This is a genomic window from Neobacillus niacini (genome assembly GCF_031457145.1).
Classification (GTDB): Bacteria; Bacillota; Bacilli; order Bacillales; family Cytobacillaceae; genus Neobacillus; species Neobacillus niacini_J.
Genome location: NZ_JAVDVZ010000013.1, coordinates 36,727 through 58,443 on the forward strand (window position 1 = coordinate 36,727; position 21,717 = coordinate 58,443).

General features: G+C 32.3%; 19 protein-coding genes. All 19 read right to left on the reverse strand.

The window, feature by feature from the left end:
- Positions 1-15 precede the first annotated feature (15 nt).
- A complete protein-coding gene (locus J2Y03_RS29015) occupies positions 16-543 on the reverse strand; it encodes a transposase (RefSeq protein WP_396954254.1) in 528 nt (175 codons plus the stop codon).
- Positions 444-1,655: an ATP-binding protein gene (locus J2Y03_RS22940; protein WP_310198776.1), complete on the reverse strand. Its 1,212-nt coding sequence runs from the start codon at positions 1,653-1,655 to the stop codon at positions 444-446. Before J2Y03_RS22940 ends, J2Y03_RS29015 begins: the two co-directional genes overlap by 100 nt.
- A 205-nt stretch (positions 1,656-1,860) precedes the next feature.
- Positions 1,861-2,889: a UDP-glucose 4-epimerase GalE gene (gene galE / locus J2Y03_RS22945; RefSeq protein WP_310198779.1), complete on the reverse strand. Its 1,029-nt coding sequence runs from the start codon at positions 2,887-2,889 to the stop codon at positions 1,861-1,863.
- Positions 2,890-3,212: 323 nt separating this feature from the next.
- The gene (locus J2Y03_RS22950; RefSeq protein ID WP_310198781.1) at positions 3,213-3,872 is read right to left on the reverse strand and encodes an HAD family hydrolase; all 660 of its coding nucleotides are present in this window, start codon (positions 3,870-3,872) and stop codon (positions 3,213-3,215) included.
- A 95-nt stretch (positions 3,873-3,967) separates the two neighbouring features.
- Entirely contained in the window at positions 3,968-4,699 is a 732-nt protein-coding gene (locus J2Y03_RS22955; RefSeq protein ID WP_310198784.1) for a 3-deoxy-manno-octulosonate cytidylyltransferase, read from the reverse strand.
- Positions 4,700-4,708: 9 nt separating this feature from the next.
- Positions 4,709-6,316: an aldolase catalytic domain-containing protein gene (locus J2Y03_RS22960; RefSeq protein WP_310198787.1), complete on the reverse strand. Its 1,608-nt coding sequence runs from the start codon at positions 6,314-6,316 to the stop codon at positions 4,709-4,711.
- A gap of 130 nt (positions 6,317-6,446) precedes the next feature.
- Positions 6,447-7,502, reverse strand: a complete 1,056-nt coding sequence (locus J2Y03_RS22965) for a polysialyltransferase family glycosyltransferase (protein ID WP_310198792.1) — start codon at positions 7,500-7,502, stop codon at positions 6,447-6,449.
- A 346-nt stretch (positions 7,503-7,848) separates the two neighbouring features.
- Entirely contained in the window at positions 7,849-9,105 is a 1,257-nt protein-coding gene (locus tag J2Y03_RS22970) for a glycosyltransferase family 4 protein (RefSeq protein WP_310198794.1), read from the reverse strand.
- A gap of 42 nt (positions 9,106-9,147) precedes the next feature.
- On the reverse strand, positions 9,148-10,578 hold the full coding sequence (locus J2Y03_RS22975; RefSeq protein ID WP_310199002.1) for a flippase: 1,431 nt from the start codon (positions 10,576-10,578) through the stop codon (positions 9,148-9,150).
- 5 nt (positions 10,579-10,583) lie between these two features.
- Complete coding sequence (locus tag J2Y03_RS22980; protein ID WP_310198797.1) at positions 10,584-12,068, reverse strand: O-antigen polymerase; 1,485 nt, start codon at positions 12,066-12,068, stop codon at positions 10,584-10,586.
- On the reverse strand, positions 12,001-13,107 hold the full coding sequence (locus J2Y03_RS22985) for a glycosyltransferase family 4 protein (RefSeq protein WP_310199003.1): 1,107 nt from the start codon (positions 13,105-13,107) through the stop codon (positions 12,001-12,003). Before J2Y03_RS22985 ends, J2Y03_RS22980 begins: the two co-directional genes overlap by 68 nt.
- Before the next feature lie 89 nt (positions 13,108-13,196).
- The gene (locus J2Y03_RS22990; protein ID WP_310198799.1) at positions 13,197-14,255 is read right to left on the reverse strand and encodes an acyltransferase; all 1,059 of its coding nucleotides are present in this window, start codon (positions 14,253-14,255) and stop codon (positions 13,197-13,199) included.
- A gap of 214 nt (positions 14,256-14,469) precedes the next feature.
- Complete coding sequence (locus J2Y03_RS22995) at positions 14,470-15,651, reverse strand: glycosyltransferase (protein WP_310198802.1); 1,182 nt, start codon at positions 15,649-15,651, stop codon at positions 14,470-14,472.
- Between the two features lie 2 nt (positions 15,652-15,653).
- Positions 15,654-16,778 (reverse strand): non-hydrolyzing UDP-N-acetylglucosamine 2-epimerase, encoded by a 1,125-nt coding sequence (gene wecB / locus J2Y03_RS23000; RefSeq protein ID WP_310198804.1) that lies wholly within the window; start codon positions 16,776-16,778, stop codon positions 15,654-15,656.
- A gap of 2 nt (positions 16,779-16,780) precedes the next feature.
- Positions 16,781-17,890, reverse strand: a complete 1,110-nt coding sequence (locus J2Y03_RS23005; RefSeq protein WP_310198807.1) for a capsular polysaccharide biosynthesis protein CapF — start codon at positions 17,888-17,890, stop codon at positions 16,781-16,783.
- Between the two features lie 15 nt (positions 17,891-17,905).
- Positions 17,906-18,943, reverse strand: coding sequence for a nucleoside-diphosphate sugar epimerase/dehydratase (locus J2Y03_RS23010; protein WP_310198810.1), 1,038 nt, complete (start codon positions 18,941-18,943; stop codon positions 17,906-17,908).
- Positions 18,930-20,180 (reverse strand): glycosyltransferase family 4 protein, encoded by a 1,251-nt coding sequence (locus J2Y03_RS23015; RefSeq protein ID WP_310198812.1) that lies wholly within the window; start codon positions 20,178-20,180, stop codon positions 18,930-18,932. Before J2Y03_RS23015 ends, J2Y03_RS23010 begins: the two co-directional genes overlap by 14 nt.
- 14 nt (positions 20,181-20,194) lie before the next feature.
- The gene (locus J2Y03_RS23020; protein WP_310198815.1) at positions 20,195-21,043 is read right to left on the reverse strand and encodes an NAD-dependent epimerase/dehydratase family protein; all 849 of its coding nucleotides are present in this window, start codon (positions 21,041-21,043) and stop codon (positions 20,195-20,197) included.
- A complete protein-coding gene (locus tag J2Y03_RS23025) occupies positions 21,043-21,702 on the reverse strand; it encodes a sugar transferase (protein ID WP_310198817.1) in 660 nt (219 codons plus the stop codon). The genes J2Y03_RS23020 and J2Y03_RS23025 overlap by 1 nt, the downstream gene beginning before the upstream one ends.
- Between the last annotated feature and the right edge of the window lie 15 nt (positions 21,703-21,717).

Consider the following 21,717-nt stretch of genomic DNA (forward strand, 5'->3'; position numbering starts at 1 on the left):
GTTTTAGCTATTAAACTAAAAAATGGCCCACCTCCACAATGGAGATGAGCCCACTAAATTTCCACTAATGTTCATGAAAGGATAAAGTGGGGTTCTCTCTTTCTTGTAAAACTGGAAGCTGCAGTAGGGGTAATCCTCCATCTTGTTTACCATAGGTTTCTTGGTGCTGATGGGATTGCGGTGTATATATTTACTCACTTGGAGAAGGTCTTGAGGTGAAGGAATTGGGGAACTGTTGAAACGTTGTTGAAATACATGTCCAACATGACGGTATTTTTGGTTAAAATAATCCGTATAGCGTTTATTAAATATCCCCATGATTTTGGAAATTGATATTTCCTCTGTTTTTAATAGTAAATGATAGTGATTTGTCATAATGCAGTATGCACAGATTGAAATGGGGGATTCATTGTGAATCATCGTTAATAATCGGAAAACCTCCATCATATCAATACTATCACAAAAAATATTTTGCCTGTTGTTTCCCCTAGCATAAATGTGATGATAGGCGTGAGGGATCCACTCTCTTCTCTTTCTACCCATGGTTTCCCTTCCTCAGGTCCCCAGCATGATGTACTGCATCCGAATGAGATTCCATTTTCCATTCCATTTTTCAACGAGACATTTTTTAACGTCAATACAAAATCAATTCGGTCTAAAATTGGCCCAGATATCCTTTGCTGGTAGGTGGCAATTTGCTTTGGCGTGCAGACACAATAGCACTGTGAAGAACCTAGATGGCCACACGGACAGGGATTGGTTGCCGCAATTAAAGTAAAGTCTGCTGGATAGGTGACAGATTGTTTCGCACGATTGATGGTAATTCGGCTGTTTTCCAGCGGTTGACGAAGCATATCTAACGTCTTTTTCGAAAACTCACCCATTTCATCCAAAAAGAGTATTCCATAATGAGCAAAAGAAACTTCCCCTGGTTTAGGATATGTTCCACCTCCCAGCAGCGAAGTCGCGGATGCTGAATGATGCGGATGCCTCATGGATCTGCGTGTCATCGAAGGAAGTTCCTCTCTTCCTAATTGGTATATTCCGTATAATTCCAGAGTCTCCTCTGGAGATAAATCTGGAAAGATGGACGGAAATGCTTCAGCAAGCATTCTTTTTCCACACCCTAGAGGACCACTTAATAGAACATGATGTCCTCCGGCAGCTGAAATTTCCAAAGCTCGTTTAGCTAGACGATGTCCTATAACTGATTGAAAGTCTATTTGTGGTTCTTCTACTTTTGAGGATACTTCCTCATTTACTTCAATGGGAAAAGAGAATAAATGGTCCGCTTTTAACTGTCCCTTTAAATAGGAGATTAGGCTGGAAATAGTGGACACAGGAATTAACTCTGTTCCTATTGTATTAGGGAATATGCGGGTATTAATGGGGGGAATAAAAATCTTCTTAAAACCAAGCCTTATTGCATTCGTAATAACTGGAACAATTCCTTCAAATGGTTCAATATCGCATTTTAGAGAAATCGCACCAATGATACACATGTCTTCATTCAATTCACCATCCAGCTTTCCAATTGATTTCAAAACCACTAACACCATAGCAGCATCATATCCAGGACCTGTCTTTTTAAACTCTAGAGGGGACAAAATAACCGTAATCTTTTTTGTATGAATATCAGCACTCTGTTCATACAACGGCACTCCAAACCCTTTCTTTCTACTCTTTCACAGAAGCATCAGGTAATTTACAATACTTGAATCAATAGACAATATTAAGGCGAGAAGAATAATCCTTTTAATCTACTAGTGAACAAATAACTTAAATGGAAATTCTCTGGATGGTGCCTGGCACCCGATTTTGCTCTTGGATAAGAGCATCCTGTTCTTATTTAATATCTTACTATTTACTAGACTTTAACGTTTCATATCCATTAGGATTCTTTGCCTGCCATCTCCAAGAATCGCGACACATTTCTTCAATTCCACTTTCAGCAACCCAGCCAAGTTCATTTTTAGCTTTAGATGGATTTGCATAACAGACTCCTACATCACCCGGTCTTCTATCTACAATTCCATAAGGAACCTTCATGCCAGATGCACGTTCAAAAGCTGAGACCATCTCTATTACACTATAACCAGTTCCTGTCCCTAAATTAAATGCTTCTACACCATTAGAAGAAATCACTTTATCTAGTGCCTTTAAATGGCCATTTGCAAGGTCCACTACATGGATATAATCTCTTACTCCTGTCCCGTCAATTGTTGGGTAATCATTCCCAAACACTTGCAGTTCTTTTAATTTGCCAACTGCTACCTGTGTAATATAGGGCATTAAATTGTTAGGAATACCGTTTGGGTCCTCTCCAATCATACCGCTCTCATGTGCTCCAATTGGATTAAAGTAACGCAATAGGGCAATGCTCCAGCTATTATCAGAAACAAATAAATCTCGTAATATCTCTTCTATCATAAGCTTTGTCCGACCATAAGGATTGGTAGCACCAAGAGGAAAGTCCTCTGTAATTGGGACTCGGTCTGGCATACCATAAACCGTTGCAGACGAACTAAACACCAAATTCATTACCCCGTACTTCTTCATCACTTCACAAAGAATAAGTGTCCCTGTGATATTATTATGATAATAATGAAGCGGAATCGAAACTGACTCTCCAACTGCTTTCAACCCGGCAAAGTGAATAACAGCCTCGATGTTATTGTTTGAAAACACATCCTCAAGCCCCATTCGATCAAGCAAGTCAACCTCATAAACCTTAAAGCCTCTTCCTGTAATATCTTTTACTCTATCTAATGCTTCAGGTTTACTATTTGAATAATTATCTAAGATAATTATTTCATAGCCGTCATTCAGCAGTTCTACACACGTATGGCTGCCAATATAACCTGCTCCTCCCGTAACTAATATAGCCATTTGTAATAACTCTCCCCTATTATTTATTATTAAAAAGGGAAAATAATAGTTTTAAACTATCTTCTCCCCCTATCTGTACTTTATTAATCTACCAATTACTATAGTTGCTAGACATCCGCTTTTATAGGTGAAATCTTGTGGAACAATTCTATGAAACAAGAATATTCGGGGAGTGACAGGCACCGGTATTAATCACCGTATGACCTTTCTCCAGCTAGGAAACACAAGTGTGTGTTCCGGTATACCCTTCACCACAGGTTACTAGAATACATAAAGGGAGATTTGCTCTTTTTATAAAAACCTCTTGATATACGAGGTAGCGGTTAAAGCAACTCCTCCAGCGTGTTAATAACCTTTATAGCTCCATTTCTACATAGCTGGTCCTGTTCCTCAGATTGAACCGTATATTTGGACATATAAATATAATCTATTTTATGTTCTTTAGCGGTCTTCATATCTGATAAAGCATCTCCTATGAAGACAGACTTTTTATCAGAGTTACTATTAAGAATGATCGAGGTACACTCTGATTTTGTTTTTGGTGAACCGTAAATACCATTAAAATATATATTTAAATTTTTTTTAATGAAAACTTCATTTAATTCTTTCTCATCACCTCCAGATGCTACATATAAACTTTTATTTAAGTTGGTCAACTCCAATAATAAGTTTTTACAACCTGGTGTAATTTCAGCAATTTCATAAGCTCTATTACAAATATTAGCATATTTAGTTAAAAGAAGATTGTATTTATCTTCTTGATAAGTCTCTCTTGCAAATTCAGTTAAAAACTCTTTGAATTTTACATATCTTGAGACTCCAAATGTATTTTTACAATATTCAACAAATTTTCCCACAATATCTGAAGGGTAGTCTGCAACAGCCTTTCCAAAGGCTTCACATTTTAATAGGTTTATATCAATTAATACTCCATCACAATCAAATATAATAATATCATATTGACTTAAAAAGCCTGATTTCATAATGATACCTCTTTAAAATATATTTTCCATCTAATAAGAAGTGGCATATATAACACACATCTAGGCCACTTCTTATTTACTAAAGATCATTTTTATTAAAGACCACGTTCAAGTATCGCAGTTTCTGCACTTTGAATATCCTCTAATGTATCAACAGCAACAGAATCACTAGAAAGTTCTAACATTCTAACTTCCCATCCAAGCTCCAAAAATCGAAGAATCTCAATATCTTCAATGTTCTCTAACTGAGTTTTCTGATTAGTTCTGGAAAAATCACTTAAAGCATTTCTAGGAAAAGCATAAGCACAAACTTGTCTCCATGCAGTTTCAAATCCAAATTTTTTATTGGAAGGTATAGCTGCTCTTGACATATATAATAATCGACCATCTGGTCTGAATACAACTTTAGGAATACTTGAACTTCTGAACAAAGCTTCCTCTTTAATTTCACAGTATCCATTCAAAACTTCTTGTGGATATTTGTTTGCTGCTTCAATTAAAGTTTTAAGGTCATTTGGATTAAAAAGAGGCTCATCACCTTGTACATTTATAAATGTATCTGCATCTAAATACTGAGCACATTCTGCAATTCTATCAGTACCCGTTAGACAATTAGATGTTGTCATAATAACTTGAATACCATTTAATTCACACGTTTCTCGAATCCGCTCATCGTCAGTTGCAACAAACACCCTTTCAGAGGGACATGCCTTTATACATTGCTGATAAGTTCTTACAATCATAGGCAAGCCGCACAAGTCAATAAGTGGCTTGCCCGGTAATCTAGATGATTGATAACGTGCTGGAATAATGACACAATAATTCATAACAACCTCCTAAAATGCATAAACTGAGCTACAAGGAATTTTATATTCGGTTGGTGTAATAGCTACGACTGATGGAGTAGTTTCAACTTTCATGAAATTATACAATAAATTATCTACCTCACTCGTTCTCGGGTCATCCAAACCGTAACCATCAAATCCTGCTAAAAGAATTCGTGATGCTTTCCCACTTGTTGCAATAGCTAATACATATGCTAAAACTAGTGAATTGGGAAGGACGCAATAATTAGATTCAAACATAAAAGTATTTTCTTGGATCGATATACCGAAGTCTAACAGCTCTTTTCCTCTAAATGCCTTATTAATGTTATCTGACAACATAGAAGCAGGGATTACTAACGGATGTGGTAGTGTCGCATGTACAGAGCAATCTGCAAGTATACGAACAGGATGACAAGCTGCTCGAATGTCTATTAACTCTGATAAAATATGTGACTGAGTATTCAATGCAATTACATAAGGACGTTTATTGCGGATATACTCTTCCAAAGCCTTTCTATGCTTAACAACACTTGGTCCTGTACCAATTATTAAAACTTCCTTATCAAAAATTACAGATGATGGATCCCAAGTTCCTATTGGATCTCCTGAGTAGAAATTACGTGCAGCCTCTAATGCATTAATGTTAAAACTTTTGCCGCCCTCTGATTTTAAATGTTCTATAACAGCTAGAATATCTACTTCATTATATCTAGGATCCCTAATCATTTCCTGAATATAAGTTGGGTGTATACCAAATTTACCCGCTAGATAGTAGAAGGTATTCGTACCCCAGCCGCATTCATGTTGCTTTGGTTTAAAATAATCCTCTATCAATTGTATCAATGGTGTGATATTAATAGATGCCTGACGAGCTGATTCTAGTTCAATTGCTAAATACTCAGTTTTTGCGTTCCCTGGACCTCTTCCCATCCCAGTAACTGTACCATCAATCCATGTCACACCTTCTTCAACTGCACGCATAGAATTAGCCAACGCATAACCCATGTTATCGTGGGTATGAATACCCAAAGGACCCTGCCATTCCTCACGCATTACTTTGATAATATTAGATGTTTGTTCTAGATTTAAACTGCCCAAACTATCAGCAAAATATAGAACATCTAATGGATATTCATTAGCAACCGATGCTAAACTCTTAATTTCTTCAACACTTCGGTCAGCAATTTGCATTAAATTAAAACCAACAATGTAACCTTGATTCTTCAACCAAATAGCTGCGGGCAATGCATTTTCAAATTCATGTACATGACAGGCTACTCGAACCAAAGAAATTGGTGACTCTGATGCTGGCGAAAAGAGTTCTGATAAGGCTAATTCGATACCATTTGGATATCTAACTAAATCGCTGGCATTTACCATTACTCCTAGTTTTAGTCCATTAGGTACTTCTAGTGATTGAATAAAATTATCGGTGGTATAGGCACAAGCCCCTTTAAATCCATCCTTATTAAACCCACGAAGGCCTAGTTCAACAAAATCTACCGAAATTTCATTCATTGCTATTAAATATTTTTCAATAATCGATACATCAAAATCCCATGAATTATAATATCCACCATCTCTTAATGTACAATCTAATAACATTATATTTTTCATTTTTTCAAGTCCCTTTTTAAAAATTTGATGTTAAGGTATTTATAAAATTCTCAATTAATAAAGCTATATATGGTGATTTGATATATTATAACTTTCAAATAAGTGATTGGCAGTATTAAAACATCCTATATTACAATGAAGTTAATCCAGCAGAAGGAGTATCTATCCCTATGTTATGATAAAAAACACTTACCTCTTTTTCATCCGGTTCAAGATATTTAATTAAGGAAACAACTTTAAATCCTAGCTTGGATGCGGTCTGTAATCCAGTACTTTTAATGCCAATTATGATACTCTCTTCTTTTGCTTTAATCCCTGAATAAAGACTTTCCATAGCTTGATTTCTATCTAATTCAATATAGCTATGTAATATAGCCAACTTGTTAAGTTCCCTAGGATGGTATTTATAATATATTGAATACCCACACTCTTTATATTTTTCCAACACATTCCTTAAAATGGTACTTATTTTTTCAACATCCTCATAAATTGATAACATGTCCATAATTACAATTAATGATTTTCCTTTTATCGTTATTGGGGAAGTAGGATATATTGAATTCAAGCCCTCCATAAAAGCGTTTTTCGAAATTTCGTATATTTTTTTCCCTTTGTATTCACTTTTAAGTTGTTTTGGAAAGGTAGAATATACAGTGTCAAGCATATAGTGTGATCCCATATAGTTCTTATAATCATAAAATCGCCCCAGACCAAACAAATATTTAAAAATATACTTACGTAAAGTCATAGTAAAGGTGTTTGATGCCAAACCACCCGATTTTACATTATTTGAAAAGTATGCAATACCACCATCTTCTAACCATATAAATTTGCTATTTTTATTATTTTTATAAACTTGCTTCATGATATACATTTCTGGTATACATATGTCATCCACAATAAATGTATTATCATAAGATTTAATAATAAAATTATCTAGTTTTTTCATTATATCTGGATATCTCTTAATTTTTTTTAAATAATTCTCATTGGTCTTTGGAAAAGAACCAGAAAGGTAGATAATGCGATTAAATATTTTTTCTAACCTATTCTTCATATCATCCATTAATGCAAAGTCGGTAAATAAGATTAAATCATTTTCGTCCTTCGAAAAGTCTGTTAATGTTAAGCCACATGCTAATATTAGATTATACTGTGTATGCATAACAAATAAATTTTTTTTCATATTATCCACCTTTAAATCATTTCTAACAACCTTATAGTTGTAAATATAGGAGGTATCCTATAAGAGGTCGATGTTTCACATAAAAATAAATATTAAATAATTTTTTTTACTTATCACTTATTGTCAATCTTATTTATCCCTGAAATATTATCTAGCCATTGTTTCTTCCAAAAGGAATTTATTGAATGGCTAAAACGGTTAATTTTCTCCCTGCTTTGGCAAATAAAAAGTTGAGAAAACCCTAAAACAATCATAAAAATAATGTACCCATACATCAGTTACCTCAGTTTATTTTTAGATTTATTAGGTAAATATCGATTGGTCAAAGGTCGAGACTTAATTTATTTTAGTCAGTTTCAATAATACTATTAAGTGCTTTTACAACATTGTATTCATAATTTTCCCAAGTATATTTCAATGCAGTTACTCTAGCGTTATCACTCATTTTTTCGATTTGTTCTCTATTATTTAAAAACCAATCAACCTTCTCTTTAATTGCCTCTGAATTTCCAATAGGAACTACAAATCCATTTTCACCTTCTACAATTAAATCATTAACACCAGAGTTAGTTGAACAAATTAATGGTAAACCACAGGACATTGCTTCTAATGCAGCCAATGACATCCCTTCTCCTAATGATGGGAATACAAAAATATCTGATTCGTTACAGATCCTTTCCACTTGTTCATGTGTAACTCTTCCTAAAAAATTGTATTTTTTTTTGTATTCATTGAAAATACCATCTTCATTATCGTAGTGACCAACTAATGTTAGAGATACTTGCGCTTTGTTATAAACTTTAAAAGCCTCAAGTAGATATCCAATTCCTTTCATTTGTGTAACATTACCTACGAATAATACTTTTAGTTCTTGGGATCTATTTCTTGAAATTAAATTTGGTACACTAAAATTTGAACCATACGGACATATTTTTACCTTATCTTCTGAGACACCACTATATGAAAGAGAATCTCTCACAAATATTGATGGTGCCAAAAAATACTGTGTAAACTCAATTTCATTCACCAGTTCACTCAAATCATTTTCCCACAAAAAATTCCTTTCATTATATAGTTTTTTCGCAAACTGAGTGTTTCTTTTCATATCCTCCTCATAAACAGCTTTCATATATAATCTATTAGCTGCGGACACATCCATAATTCTGATTATATTAGGTGCCTTTTCCTTTAATATTTCGAAACAGCAACTTGCATTGGTATCGTATAATATTACGGCATCAACTTTATTTTTCATTGCATACCTTGCAACCTTTTTACCAAAAGAATGTGATACATATCTTGCCCAATACTTATATAAAATCCCTGTTTTATCTACTCTCATTAATAACAATTCTACTAATCCATAGAATTCACAGAACTGTTCTACATCAGTATCATCTAGTTCGGCAGATTTTCTACTATTAGCTCTTTTTAAATTGTCCTTTCCAATAAGTCTTTTCGTTATTCTCATCAAAATAGACGATTCCTTATCATAAACTGTAGTAATATATTTAAATAATATGCCTTCTTCTTTCAACGCTTTAGCTAATCTAAAAGAATGTTGTCTTCCTGGATGAGCAACAATAATTTTTTTATTTCTCATATTACACTCCTTACATATTATTAAATATTATAGAGATTTAACCTATTTTTTCCTTGTCATTTTCACTCTTGAGAATAGCATCTGTAGTGTTTGGTCTTTTATTAGTAAAAGGAATAATCCATAAATAAGCACACCTACCGATATTTGTATAAATGTTGAATATATACTTGCAGGCAATAGAAAACCAATTCCGAAAACGGACATAGCTAAAGGTAAAGATAACATAAAATACTTCAATCCGGTTCTAAGCAATGGGCCCATAGATATTTGTTTACTAATATAATAGAATAGGATTAAAAGAGAAGCTAAACTAGAGATTATCGTTGATATTGCTGCTCCTAAAAACCCTAAATATGGTATTAAAAATCCATTTAAAATAATATTTAATATAGCTGCAGTTCCATAAGCTTTCACTATTATCCCTATCTGATTAGTTCCAGTAAAATATTGGTTCCCAAAGACACCAATCAAAGAATTAGAAATAATTAACGGACTCAAAATTATTATTGCATAAATTGTTGGAATAAACTCATTCCCCAAATACCAAGGTATAAAATTATTAGCTATCCCGGCAATTCCCACTGCCATTGGAATTGCAAGAAACAATGAAATTTCTCCTGCTTTTAATACATATCTATTAACTGTTTCTATATTACCCTTTGCATAGTCATTAGCGATACGAGGCATCATAACGGTGCTTAGAACTGTTATTAATGTCATTGGTATTAAAATCACCTTTTCAGCTTGATCATAAAATGCAACCTGGTTTGTGGTACTAGTGAAGAAATTTATCATTATTTTATCTATCTGTAAGTAAAGCAATGAGGCAATTTGAGGTAAGAATAGTTGAATTGACCCTATAAAATGACCATTTAAGTTGTTTTTATTAATTGTAGGCTTAAAAATTATACTTTTTAATTGTCCATAAACACTTAAATTTGCAACTAAAGTAGTAACTCCCATTAATAAAAAATATATCCATAAATCTTCTTCAGAATTCACAAATATAAAAATCCCAATAACACTAATTAGTTTGGCGAAAAAATTCTTCAATACTACTGGTTTCATATTCTCTAAACCAATAAAAAGCCATGAAACATCTAAAAAACTTGCTAAAAGCCATCCGTAATATAATAAAAAATATAATGTATATTCTGAACTACTGGCTACAATTAAAAATATTATAGTTCCTATACCACCCAATCCTACTCGAATAAGCATTAATTCCCAGAACATTTTATTTAATTCAACCATATTATCTCTTACATAGGCAGTTTTCCTATTTCCATAACTATAAATCCCAAGCAAAGAAAAGGAACTTAAAATCGAAGTAAACGAATATACATAGCTGTATATTCCTAATTCTGTTGCCCCTAAAGTCCTTGCTAAATATGGTGCCGTGACAATCGGAATAAATAATATAAAAACTTGATATAGCATATTATAGAAGTAATTTTCGTAAATTTTGTTCATTTTTTTCACTTTTCCTCTTTTACCAGTTTTAATAATCTGCTTCTAGAACAATATTTAATTATTAATACTGGTAGTACTAAGAATATAACTAAATAGAAATTTGATGGAGTATATCCTCTAATCATAATTTGGAAAGTAGTTGGTAATAAAATTGAATATACCATTAATCCAAAAGGGTCAGATTTATTATATAAATATTTCGTTTTTATATATCTCATAAAATACCCAAATATCCCCATAAAAAAAAGAATACCTAATAATCCAAATTCCTTATAATATTCTCCAATAAACGGATAAGCCTGACCTGCTTTTAGTGCATAATCTGATATACCCAGTTCAATTGCCTGCGTTCCTGGAGGTGAAGGTTTTTCTGGCCATATTGCTCTTGGAATAAACAATACTAATGTATAAACGAACATTTGCTCTCCATATGTGTAAGAGGTCAAATTTGGAACTGCTTTAATAATTCCGTAATACGTCTTATATATTCTGAAATTTCCGATTATAGACTCATTCACATCTTCAGTAGAAAATGTATCCCAATCAATTTCATTTCCTGCTCGAACATCACCACGATAAAATCCCATTATTCCTGTTAAAAATGCTAATATAATTAATATTGAAAGTATAGATTTCCCAGAAGGTCGTCTTCCGACGCTTAGATAATAAAAAACTCCATATGCCAAAATTAGAATAATAGCAATAAAACGAAATCCTCTAATCATTTGAATCAAAAGGGTCACAACAAAAAGAAATATTTTAACAATTTTTGATTTACCATACTTGTTGTAGACTAAACTTAGAGGAATTAAACTATAAGAGAATAATGAAATTACACCAATTGGTGTCAAAATTGAAGGACTAACACTTCCAGCAACACCTAATGTGAAAATATATGCTAAATTCATTCCACCAGATAGTACAAGATACACAACAGAGAGTATTAGGCAAATTATCCATAGAGTTAGACTTAAAAATGCTATTAAAGACTTATTATAGATTTCAGTTCTTTCAATAAATATTATCTTCTTTTTTGGTTTCCTATTTATATGAACTGTATAAGTAAAACAAAATACAAGATAACCCAAAGTTGCGAATGAGGTACCTCTTATACCATATTCAAATAAATACACTCCAAACCATAAAATTTCTCCTATTGCAATATCATAATTAGGAACAATTGAAAACATTGTTATATATATAATGGAAAATAAAAATATAGGGTCAAAAATATCTAATCGATTTTTGAAAAATATAATTAGAAATAAACCAGTCATAAAAAAATATGCTAAAGTGTTTACGATATAATTTTGATTTAAAATTACATCTGAGCTTTTGGGATAATTTATGACCATAATTAAACCAATAATAAAATATACATATATAAATCCCAATTTAGTTAGTTTTTTTTGGTTCATTTCATCACCGTTTTCTGAAATTAAAACTACTTTGTTTAAAGATTTTGTAACAAACCATCGCCATATTTTCAATTGTATAATTTGAAATAATATCCAAACTTTTTTCACTCATAGATAATTGTAGATTTTCATCTGCTAAGATGCCAATTGTCTTATCAATTATTTCTTTACTATTATTTACAGGAATAATATACCCATTTTCCCCACTTAAAACCAATTCAAGACCTGCGACACAGTTTTCAGTTGTAATTATAGGCAATCCATGTGCCATTGCCTCATTGATAACAAGTCCCCAAATATCTTCCCGAGTAGGAAGTATAAATAAATCTGCAGCCATATAGTAATCAGAGAGCTCAGATTTTGTTTTAAAATCAATAAAATATACATTGTCTAACTTGAATTTTTCCTTTAAAATGGTATATTCCTTTGGAGGACTACCTCCAACAATATAAACACCAATATCTTTATCCATCTTAGAACATGCCTCAAGCAAAACATCATAGCCTTTTCTATATATAAATTGACCAACTGATAAAATTATCTTTTTTTCTTTCATCCCTAATTTTTCCTTATAATTACTTTTTAGGGTAGGGATGGATATTCTTATATCTGATTTCTTAATTGAGGTAAAGGGATATACATTTATCTTTTCTCTTTTAGCACCATAATGAATTAGATAGTCTGTAGTTGCTTTTCCTGTACTTAGCCAAAGCGAAGCTTTACTAATTAAATATTTTTTCAAGTTGTATTTAAATTTACTCTCATTCCCAATAATGCCACCATCTACACTTAATATGAAAGGTATTTTGCATATATTTAGATATAGGATAGTAAGCATCGATGTTATAGAACTATAGCCACTTATTACTATTGCATCATAATTATTTCTTTTTATTAACCTAATAGCTCCTAAAGATATACTAGATTCATCTCCTATATTTACCCCCTTTATATACACCTCATTAAAGTTGGTTTCTTTAAGGACACTTCTCCATCTACTATCTCTACTAGTAGATCTAGATCTCTCAAATACAACTGTTAAGTCAGATATCTTTCCTAATTCATTAAAAAAATCAATCCTATACGGAGAAGGTAGATTAGTAAGAAACATTATCTTCAAGTTAGTATTCTCCTTCTAAATTTAATAAATTTCGATAACAAATAAAGTAATTCCAGAAATTAATAAATGGTAATATTTATCTAAAATGAGATTTTAAGCCATTTAAATCTTTTATTAGAAAGTTTTATTATAAGTATGGAAAGTAATATACAACCGATGCTTACAAGGGCAAAAAATAATAGGCTATTTGAATAGAGTACTGTTAAATTTGTTCTAATAATCATTTGCTTCAATACCATGTAAACTAGAATATGTGAAGTAAAAATAATAGTACTAATATTTCTTAATAATAAGTTGTCCACTTTTTTAAATTCGTATTTAATTTCGAGTATTTTATTAAAAAGGAGTGGCATTATCAGTATTAAACTTAATCGCATATCTGTATATGAAATTGCATGAATTTCTGTTTTAGTAATAAAGATAAGCTCAAGTATATAAATAATAAATGAGATTAATATAAGATAGTTGGATGTTTTTCTTAAAGACCCTTTTTTATATAATTCTTTGAATTTTAGACCGATACTTACAAAAAACAAACCAAAGAAAATGCCATTTCTAAATTGAATAAAAACGTCTGTATAAATAGTGTATACATTATTTAATATCTCATTTTTTATAATAAAATTATTATAAGATGTAAACAAGGATCCTATTACATATAGTAGAAGTGAGAAAACTAATAAAGAATTTAATGAGTATTTCTTCAACCATATAAATGCAATTATATAGGCTAGCATCAAAGCAGTTAAATACCATAAGTGTGAATCACCACCAGAAAATATAAAACTATGAATATACCTTGTTATTATTTCAATATTATTTAACCCGTCTACTTTCCAAACAAAAACCTTAATAGGCAAATAAATAATACTCCAGAAGGAATATAAATAAAATACTCTCTTTATAATATTCAAAAAAGATGCATTATTATTATTATTATTTATCAACTTATTATAAGATAAAAAACCTGACGTTACGAAAAAGAATGGAACTGCTAAACGTGTTATTAGTTCAGTAGTATACCAATTTAAAGTAACGCTATACGATGATAATGCACTTGAATGTAAAAAAACTACAAATAAGGCAGCTATAAATTTACTAATATCTAGAATTGAGAAATGTTCTTTAGAAACTTTCACTGGATACTCCTTATATTAATTTTTATTGATACAAAAATTTTTAAGCATATTAATATTAAACTTTAAAGACCATTGTAAGTTAATCAAGAAATGATATATATTCTTACTTATTTTCTATTTAATTATATTTTTCATGCCATATTATTCTAGTTAATAGCCATATAAAAAAACTATACTATTACCATGAGTAACTCATAATTTCTAAGATTGAATATTAATACAACTCGATATATTGACTATATTTATCGTACTTATTGAAATCTCTTGATCTACTAATAATTTGTAGTTGGTTAAATTTATTTTTTTGTGTCTTTTCAATTGCTTCTACTAATTTTTCTATACTTCCCTTTGGTACAACTATTCCACTAAATTTATCAATACTTTCAACACTACCACCTGTATCGAAGGTAATTACAGGAGTTCCGCAGGCCAAAGCTTCTAAATTTGTTGTTGGAAAATTATCCTCCAGTGTAGGGTTCACAAATACATCTGCTACAGAATAAATATCTGCTAATTCCTGTATACTATTTGTCCTTTTTATACCGATTATATTAGAAGGTAATTGTTTAATTTGATCATCAGTTAGTCCTACTAAAAGGATGATTACATTGGGGTTAGTCTTCTTAGATAGCTCGATAAAATATTCATACCCTTTTCTCTTTTCCCAAACACTCGCTACACCTAATATAATAAATTTATTCTCTATTCCATTCTCTTCCTTGAATTTACTCTTAGTAGGCTTAAATACTTCCAAATCTATTCCATTATTTATTACCTTAATAGGATATTCATTCAAAAAAGACTCTTTTACTAATCCTGCTAGCCACTTTGATGGTGTTACAATAGTTAAGTTTCTAATTCCAGTAAAGGCATTCTTTTTTCTTATAAAATTTTGCCTCGAATTATTTATTAATAAGCTTGCTGGGTAACTTCTTTTTTGAATGCATTTATGACTACCGTTTTTCCAGCAATTGCAACCTACAAAATCAAAGTATGCGCAATGCCCTGTAAATGCCCAACAATCATGTAAAGTCCAAACTACAGGTTTACCCGCCTTCTTTAGATAAGCAAATAACAGTTCCACATTAATATAATAGCCATGAATGTTATGCAAGTGGATAACATCAGGATCAAGTTCTATTATCTTATCAATAAATTCCTTGGTGGCCCTTTTTGATCCAAAACCGTGCTTGTCAAATATTCTTGTTTTAGCTACATGAGTATAGTTATCTAGTTTATTTCCTATTTTTATAGTTGTATCACAATTTATTGGGGTGTCTCTTCCATATGCAATATAACTTTCATGCCCCTGATCTTGTAGAATTGCATGTAAATCAGTAGCTATTCGTCCTGTACTACCCACGCCACAAACAGAGTTTATTTGTAAAACTCTCACTTTTATTTCCCCCAAACAACCCTATTCACATAATCGGTATAGGATAAGATTATCCTAAGTACTTTATCCGATACATTAGGCATACTATAGTCTCCAACAAACCTTAATGTATCTATTTCTTGAGTTTCTAATACCTCAAGTCCCTGTAATATTCTTTCCTTTTTCAAACCACCCATCATTACTGAAGCCTCTTCCATCGCTTCTGGCCTTTCATGGGCTTGTCTTATGTTTAGCGCTCTAAATCCAAGAATAGAAGACTCTTCGCTAATCGTTCCACTATCACTAAGAACCGCTTTTGCTTTGATTTGCAGCTTGACATAGTCATTAAAACCTAAAGGTTTCATCGTTTTTACTAATGGATTAAATTCAATCCCTTTAGCATTAATCATATTTCTAGTTCTAGGATGTGTACTTACAATCACAGGCATATTATACTTTTCTGCAACGGCATTTAAACTATCAACTAAATCTAAGAAGTTTGTTTCTGAGTTAATATTTTCTTCACGGTGAGCCGACACTACAAAGTATTTCCCTTCCTCAAGATCTAATCTATCTAATACATCTGATTTTTTAATATCAGCTTTTCTTGAGTTGAGTACTTCAAACATTGGGCTTCCCGTTTTAATTATTCTATCTGCAGGCAGACCTTCTCTTAACAAATACTCTCTTGCAATATCACTATAAGTTAAATTAATATCAGCTGTATGATCCACGATTTTTCTGTTTGTTTCTTCTGGCACTCTTTGGTCAAAGCATCTATTTCCTGCTTCCATATGGAAAATAGGAATATGTCTTCTTTTTGCTGCGATGGCAGCTAAACAACTATTCGTATCCCCTAGTACCAAAAATGCATCTGGATTAACTTCTTCCAAAATAGGGTCAATTTTAACTAAAATATTCCCTACTGTTTCTACCGCTGTTCCCGTTGCTGCATTAAGAAAATAATCCGGTTTCTTTAAATTAAAATCATAAAAGAACACTTCATTTAGTTCATGATCATAGTTTTGTCCAGTATGGACAAGTACGTGTTCTATTGCATTTGATTCTTCTAATTTATTAATAACAGCTGACAGTCTAATGATCTCTGGTCGTGTACCAACGACTGTCATAACTTTTAATTTCTTCATAGTTATACCTCCAAGAAATAAGTATCTGGCTTTTCTGGATCAAAGCATTCATTTACCCACATTACAGTTACTAAATCAGTTTCTCCAACATTCACTATTGAGTGAGTATAGCCTGTAGGTATATCTACCACTTGCAACTTATCTCCACTAACCCGGTATTCAATAATTTCATCTGAATCTATCTTTCTAAATCGAATTAAGCCTTCCCCACTTACTACTAAGAACTTTTCATTTTTAGTGTGATGCCAATGATTCCCTTTTGTAATCCCAGGTTTTGATACATTAACTGAAACTTGACCTCTTTCTGGTGTTCTAACAAATTCTGTAAAAGAGCCTCTATGATCACTATTCATTTTAAGGTCATATGAAAACTTATCTTCAGGTAAAAAGCTTAAATACGTACTATAAAGTTTCTTAGTTAAAGCATTCTCCATATTAGGAATACCAATATTATTTCTACTTTCTTTAAAGCCTCTTATTAGATTTGCTAATTCTCCAAGCTTTATATTATGTGTTATAGGTACAACGCAATAATTATTTTGAATAGTTGGTTTTCCTTCGAGAGCTCCTAAAAATTCGTCTAAAACATCATCTATATAACACAGAGTAAGATTTGCATCTGGGTTATTAACCTGAATGTCTAAATCCCTTGCAATATTATGACAGTAAGTAGCAACAACGGTATTATAGTTAGGTTTACTCCATTTCCCAAAGAGATTAGGCAATCGATATACTAAAGCTTTTGCACCCGTTTCTATACTGTGAGCAAACACTAAGTCCTCGCCTGCCTTTTTACTCTTTCCATAAGGATTATCCTTTTCAGCTTGTATAGAGGAAGTAACAAGTACAGAAGATTCATTTCCATGTTTCTTTAGAAGTTCTAGTAATTTAGTTGTAAAGCCGAAATTACCTTCCATAAACTCTTTGTCATCTTTCGGTCTATTTACACCAGCTAAATGAAAGACAAAGTTACACTCTTTTGTGTATTTTTCTAGTAATGAACTATCACTTTCTCTAGTAAACTCAAAAATGTTGTTAAATCCTCTATTTTTAAGTTCAGCAATCAGGTTTTTACCCACAAAACCATTAGCCCCTGTAACAAGAATATTCATTTTTCACACCACCCTTTAGTTCATAACGTGAATGTTTTTATTCCATTCTTTTAGCTCGTTTTGAACATAGTCCAACTCTAGTAATTTTTCCTTTATTTGCTCGATATTTAATATTTCTGTGTTATGCGAATTATATTCTTCTACCATTGTTAACTTCTGATCGCCATCTACAAAATACTTATCATAATTAAGGTCTCTTTGATCTGCAGGCACCCTATAAAAACCACCCATGTCTTCTGCTCCAACATACTCTTCTCTTGTAAGAAGGGTTTCATATAACTTTTCACCGTGACGGGTACCAATTATTTTTATCTCATTATCAGCATTAAATAACTCTTTAACTGCCTGAGCAAGATCTCCCACAGTACTTGCTGGAGATTTTTGAACCATAATATCTCCCGCCTCTGCATTCTGAAATGCAAATACAACAAGTTCTACTGCCTCTTCAAGACTCATTAGAAACCTGGTCATGAATGGGTCTGTTACCGTTAATGGTTTACCGCTTTTGATTTGATCAATAAAGAGTGGTATTACAGAACCACGTGATGCCATTACGTTACCATATCTTGTACCACAAATTAGAGTTTTGTCAGGAGATACTGTTTTTGCTTTAGCAACTAATACCTTCTCCATCATTGCCTTTGAAATACCCATTGCATTAATTGGATACGCTGCTTTATCGGTTGACAGGCAAATTACTTTTTCAACTCCGTACTCAATTGCTGCAGTTAGCACATTATCCGTACCTAAAATATTGGTTTTTACAGCTTCAAGAGGGAAAAATTCACATGAAGGAACTTGCTTTAAAGCCGCTGCATGGAAAATATAATCCACCCCATGCATTGCATTTTTTACACTAGCGAGATCTCTAACATCTCCTAGGTAAAACTTAAGCTTATCGTTTTTATATTGTTTTCTCATATCATCCTGTTTCTTCTCATCACGGGAGAAGATGCGAACTTCTTTCAAATCAGTATCTAGGAACCTTTTCATTACTGCATTTCCAAATGAACCTGTTCCACCAGTTATTAATAAAGTTTTATTTTTGAACATTTTGCATTCCCTCCAATTCTGTGTTATTACCATAATAACTATCCATTCTGTCTAACAACGAGTGTTTATCAAAATGTCTATCATAATAGGATCTTGCATTTATACCAATTTGTTTAATTTGTTCATTTGATTTGTTTAATAATTCAATAACTACCTTTGCAAGTTCATCAGCATTTCCAGCAGAACTAGAGACACCTGCATTTGCCTCTTTAATAATTTGATTTGTTTCGCCTTCCGCAGAAGCAATAATTGGGATTCCACAAGCCATATAAGATTGCAATTTAGCAGGGATTGTCATTGCGAATAAAGGACTATCCGTTAAACAAAGAAAAGCAGCATCATTTGATGCCATTAAATAAGGTATCCTCGTTGCAGGCTGCTTTGGAATAAAATTAAACATCTCAGATACATTAGCGGAATTAACTAAATTAACTAACGTATCTTTATATCTGCCATCTCCTACAATGTTAAAACGAATCTTCCTGTCCAAGTTATTCTTTTTTATTAATGACGCTGCTTTCGGCAGAATATCTAATCCTTGAGCGTTACCAATATTGCCAGCAAATATAATATTAAAGGCATCATCACTTGGAATTTCTTCAACAGCTGTTTTCTCTAATGGTATATAAAAGTCTTCTGCATATTGCGGCCAGTACTCTATCTTTTCTGAAGGTACCCCACGCTTTTCAATCGATTGCACAAAACTATTTGAAGTAGTAAATATTTTCGTACACCGAGCATAGATGTGATCTACCATCTTACCAATTGCACCAATAATTGTTTTATTAGTAATTCCAGTTATGATTTCAACATTTTCAGGCCACAAATCTTGAACATATAAATAGCATGGTATATTTTTTTTCTTTGCGTACCAAACACCCGGTAATGCCTGTGTCATCGGTGATACTTCAAAGATAAAGATATAATCTGCTTTTATTTTCGTAAACATTTGCCAAAAGAATCCGGAGACCACAAAGGATAAATAGTTTAGAGCAAGCATTATTGAGTTGCTTCCTCTAGGTATGAGCGGAATTCTAATAATTTCAATACCGTTATATAGTTCTTTTCTCTTCTTTAACAATCCATACCCTTCATAATACTTGCCTTGAGGATAATTAGGAATTCCAGTTAAAACTGTTACTTTATATCCCCTTTTGACCCATTCAGTACAGATGTCATTTATACGAAATTGTTCAGGGTAGAAATACTGCGCGACAACCAAAATATGTTTTTTCAACCCAACCACTCTTCCTATTTTTCTGTTAGTATTATAGATTCTTTTAAATTCCTAACTCTATAATTCTCTTTATACTCAGAGATACTCTGCTCATAAATCAAATTGCCAAAAACCTTATTAATGATTCCAACTTTTATCCCCATAACACGTATTATAGGATTAAATATCTTTGTTAACTTAACACTTTTACCATGAACTTCAACAATCGTTGTTACTAAACTTGAAGTGTTCACATATTCACTATTTTGCGGAAAGAATAAACCAGTCTCCTCATTATCAATCATTAATCTAATAAACTCACATAAATTATCGATATGAAGCATACTGCGCTTATTATCAATATCAGGAAATACCGGTAGTTTCTGTGCAGCCTTTGCCAGTTTTGGATAGTTTCCTTTAGATCCTTTACCATAAATCATTGGTGGTCTAATAATAACTACCCTAAAGGTATCACTCTCTAAAGGTCTAATTCCTTCCTCAGCTTTTAGTTTACTATCTCCATAAAAGTTACTAGGCGTTGGAATTGTGTCAATATCTATAACTCTTTTACCACTACTGCTATCACCATAAACAATAATGCTACTTGTAAAGATAAATTGTTTTACTCCTTCAGCTTTTGCTTTTGTAGCTAAATCTATCGTTAGGTCTCTATTTACCTTGTAGTACTCGGCTTCCATATCAGGATCAGTAGATACATGAGCAATACCTGCAACATGAAAAATCACATCATATTTTGATAAGTCTAATTTTTTCCAAGCATCTGTTCGACAGGAGATGGTATCAATAATATAACTATTACCAGTCCACTCTACGAATGCTCGACCTATATAGCTATTTTTAGCTGTGATAAGAATTCTTTTCATCAAATAATCCCCTTAGTATCTTTGCCCTCATTGGTGGTTGCCTTAGTCATAGATGTCTTTCCTCTGTCTAACTCACCAGTACCACCTTCAACAACACCATCATGCTTAAGGATGCTGATAATCGTACCGAAAAAGCATTTAACATCAAAAACAAAGCTCATTTTCTCAACATACACACCATCAAGCTTTGCTTTAAAATCAATAGGTAACTCATCCCTACCGTTAATCTGCGCCCAACCAGTAAGTCCAGGTGGCACATCATTAGCCCCATATTTGTCTCTCTCTTTAATTAGATCATACTGATTCCAAAGCGCTGGCCTGGGTCCAATAATACTCATCTGCCCAACGAAGATATTCCAAATTTGCGGTAGTTCATCAAGAGAAGTTTTCCTTAAAAATTTACCCATTTTCGTAATATATTGCTCAGGATTTTCTAACAAATGAGTTGGAGTGTCCTTAGGAGTATCAATTCTCATTGTACGAAATTTTAATATATTGAAATGTGTCTTGTTGATTCCGACACGTTTTTGTTTAAACAGCACTGGACCTCTTGAATCGAGTTTAATAGCTATAATAAGAATTAAGAAAATAGTTGATAAAACAATCAGTCCTATTAAAGATAGAATGATATCTATCAGTCTCTTTATTTTCATATACATTTCAATTACACTCCT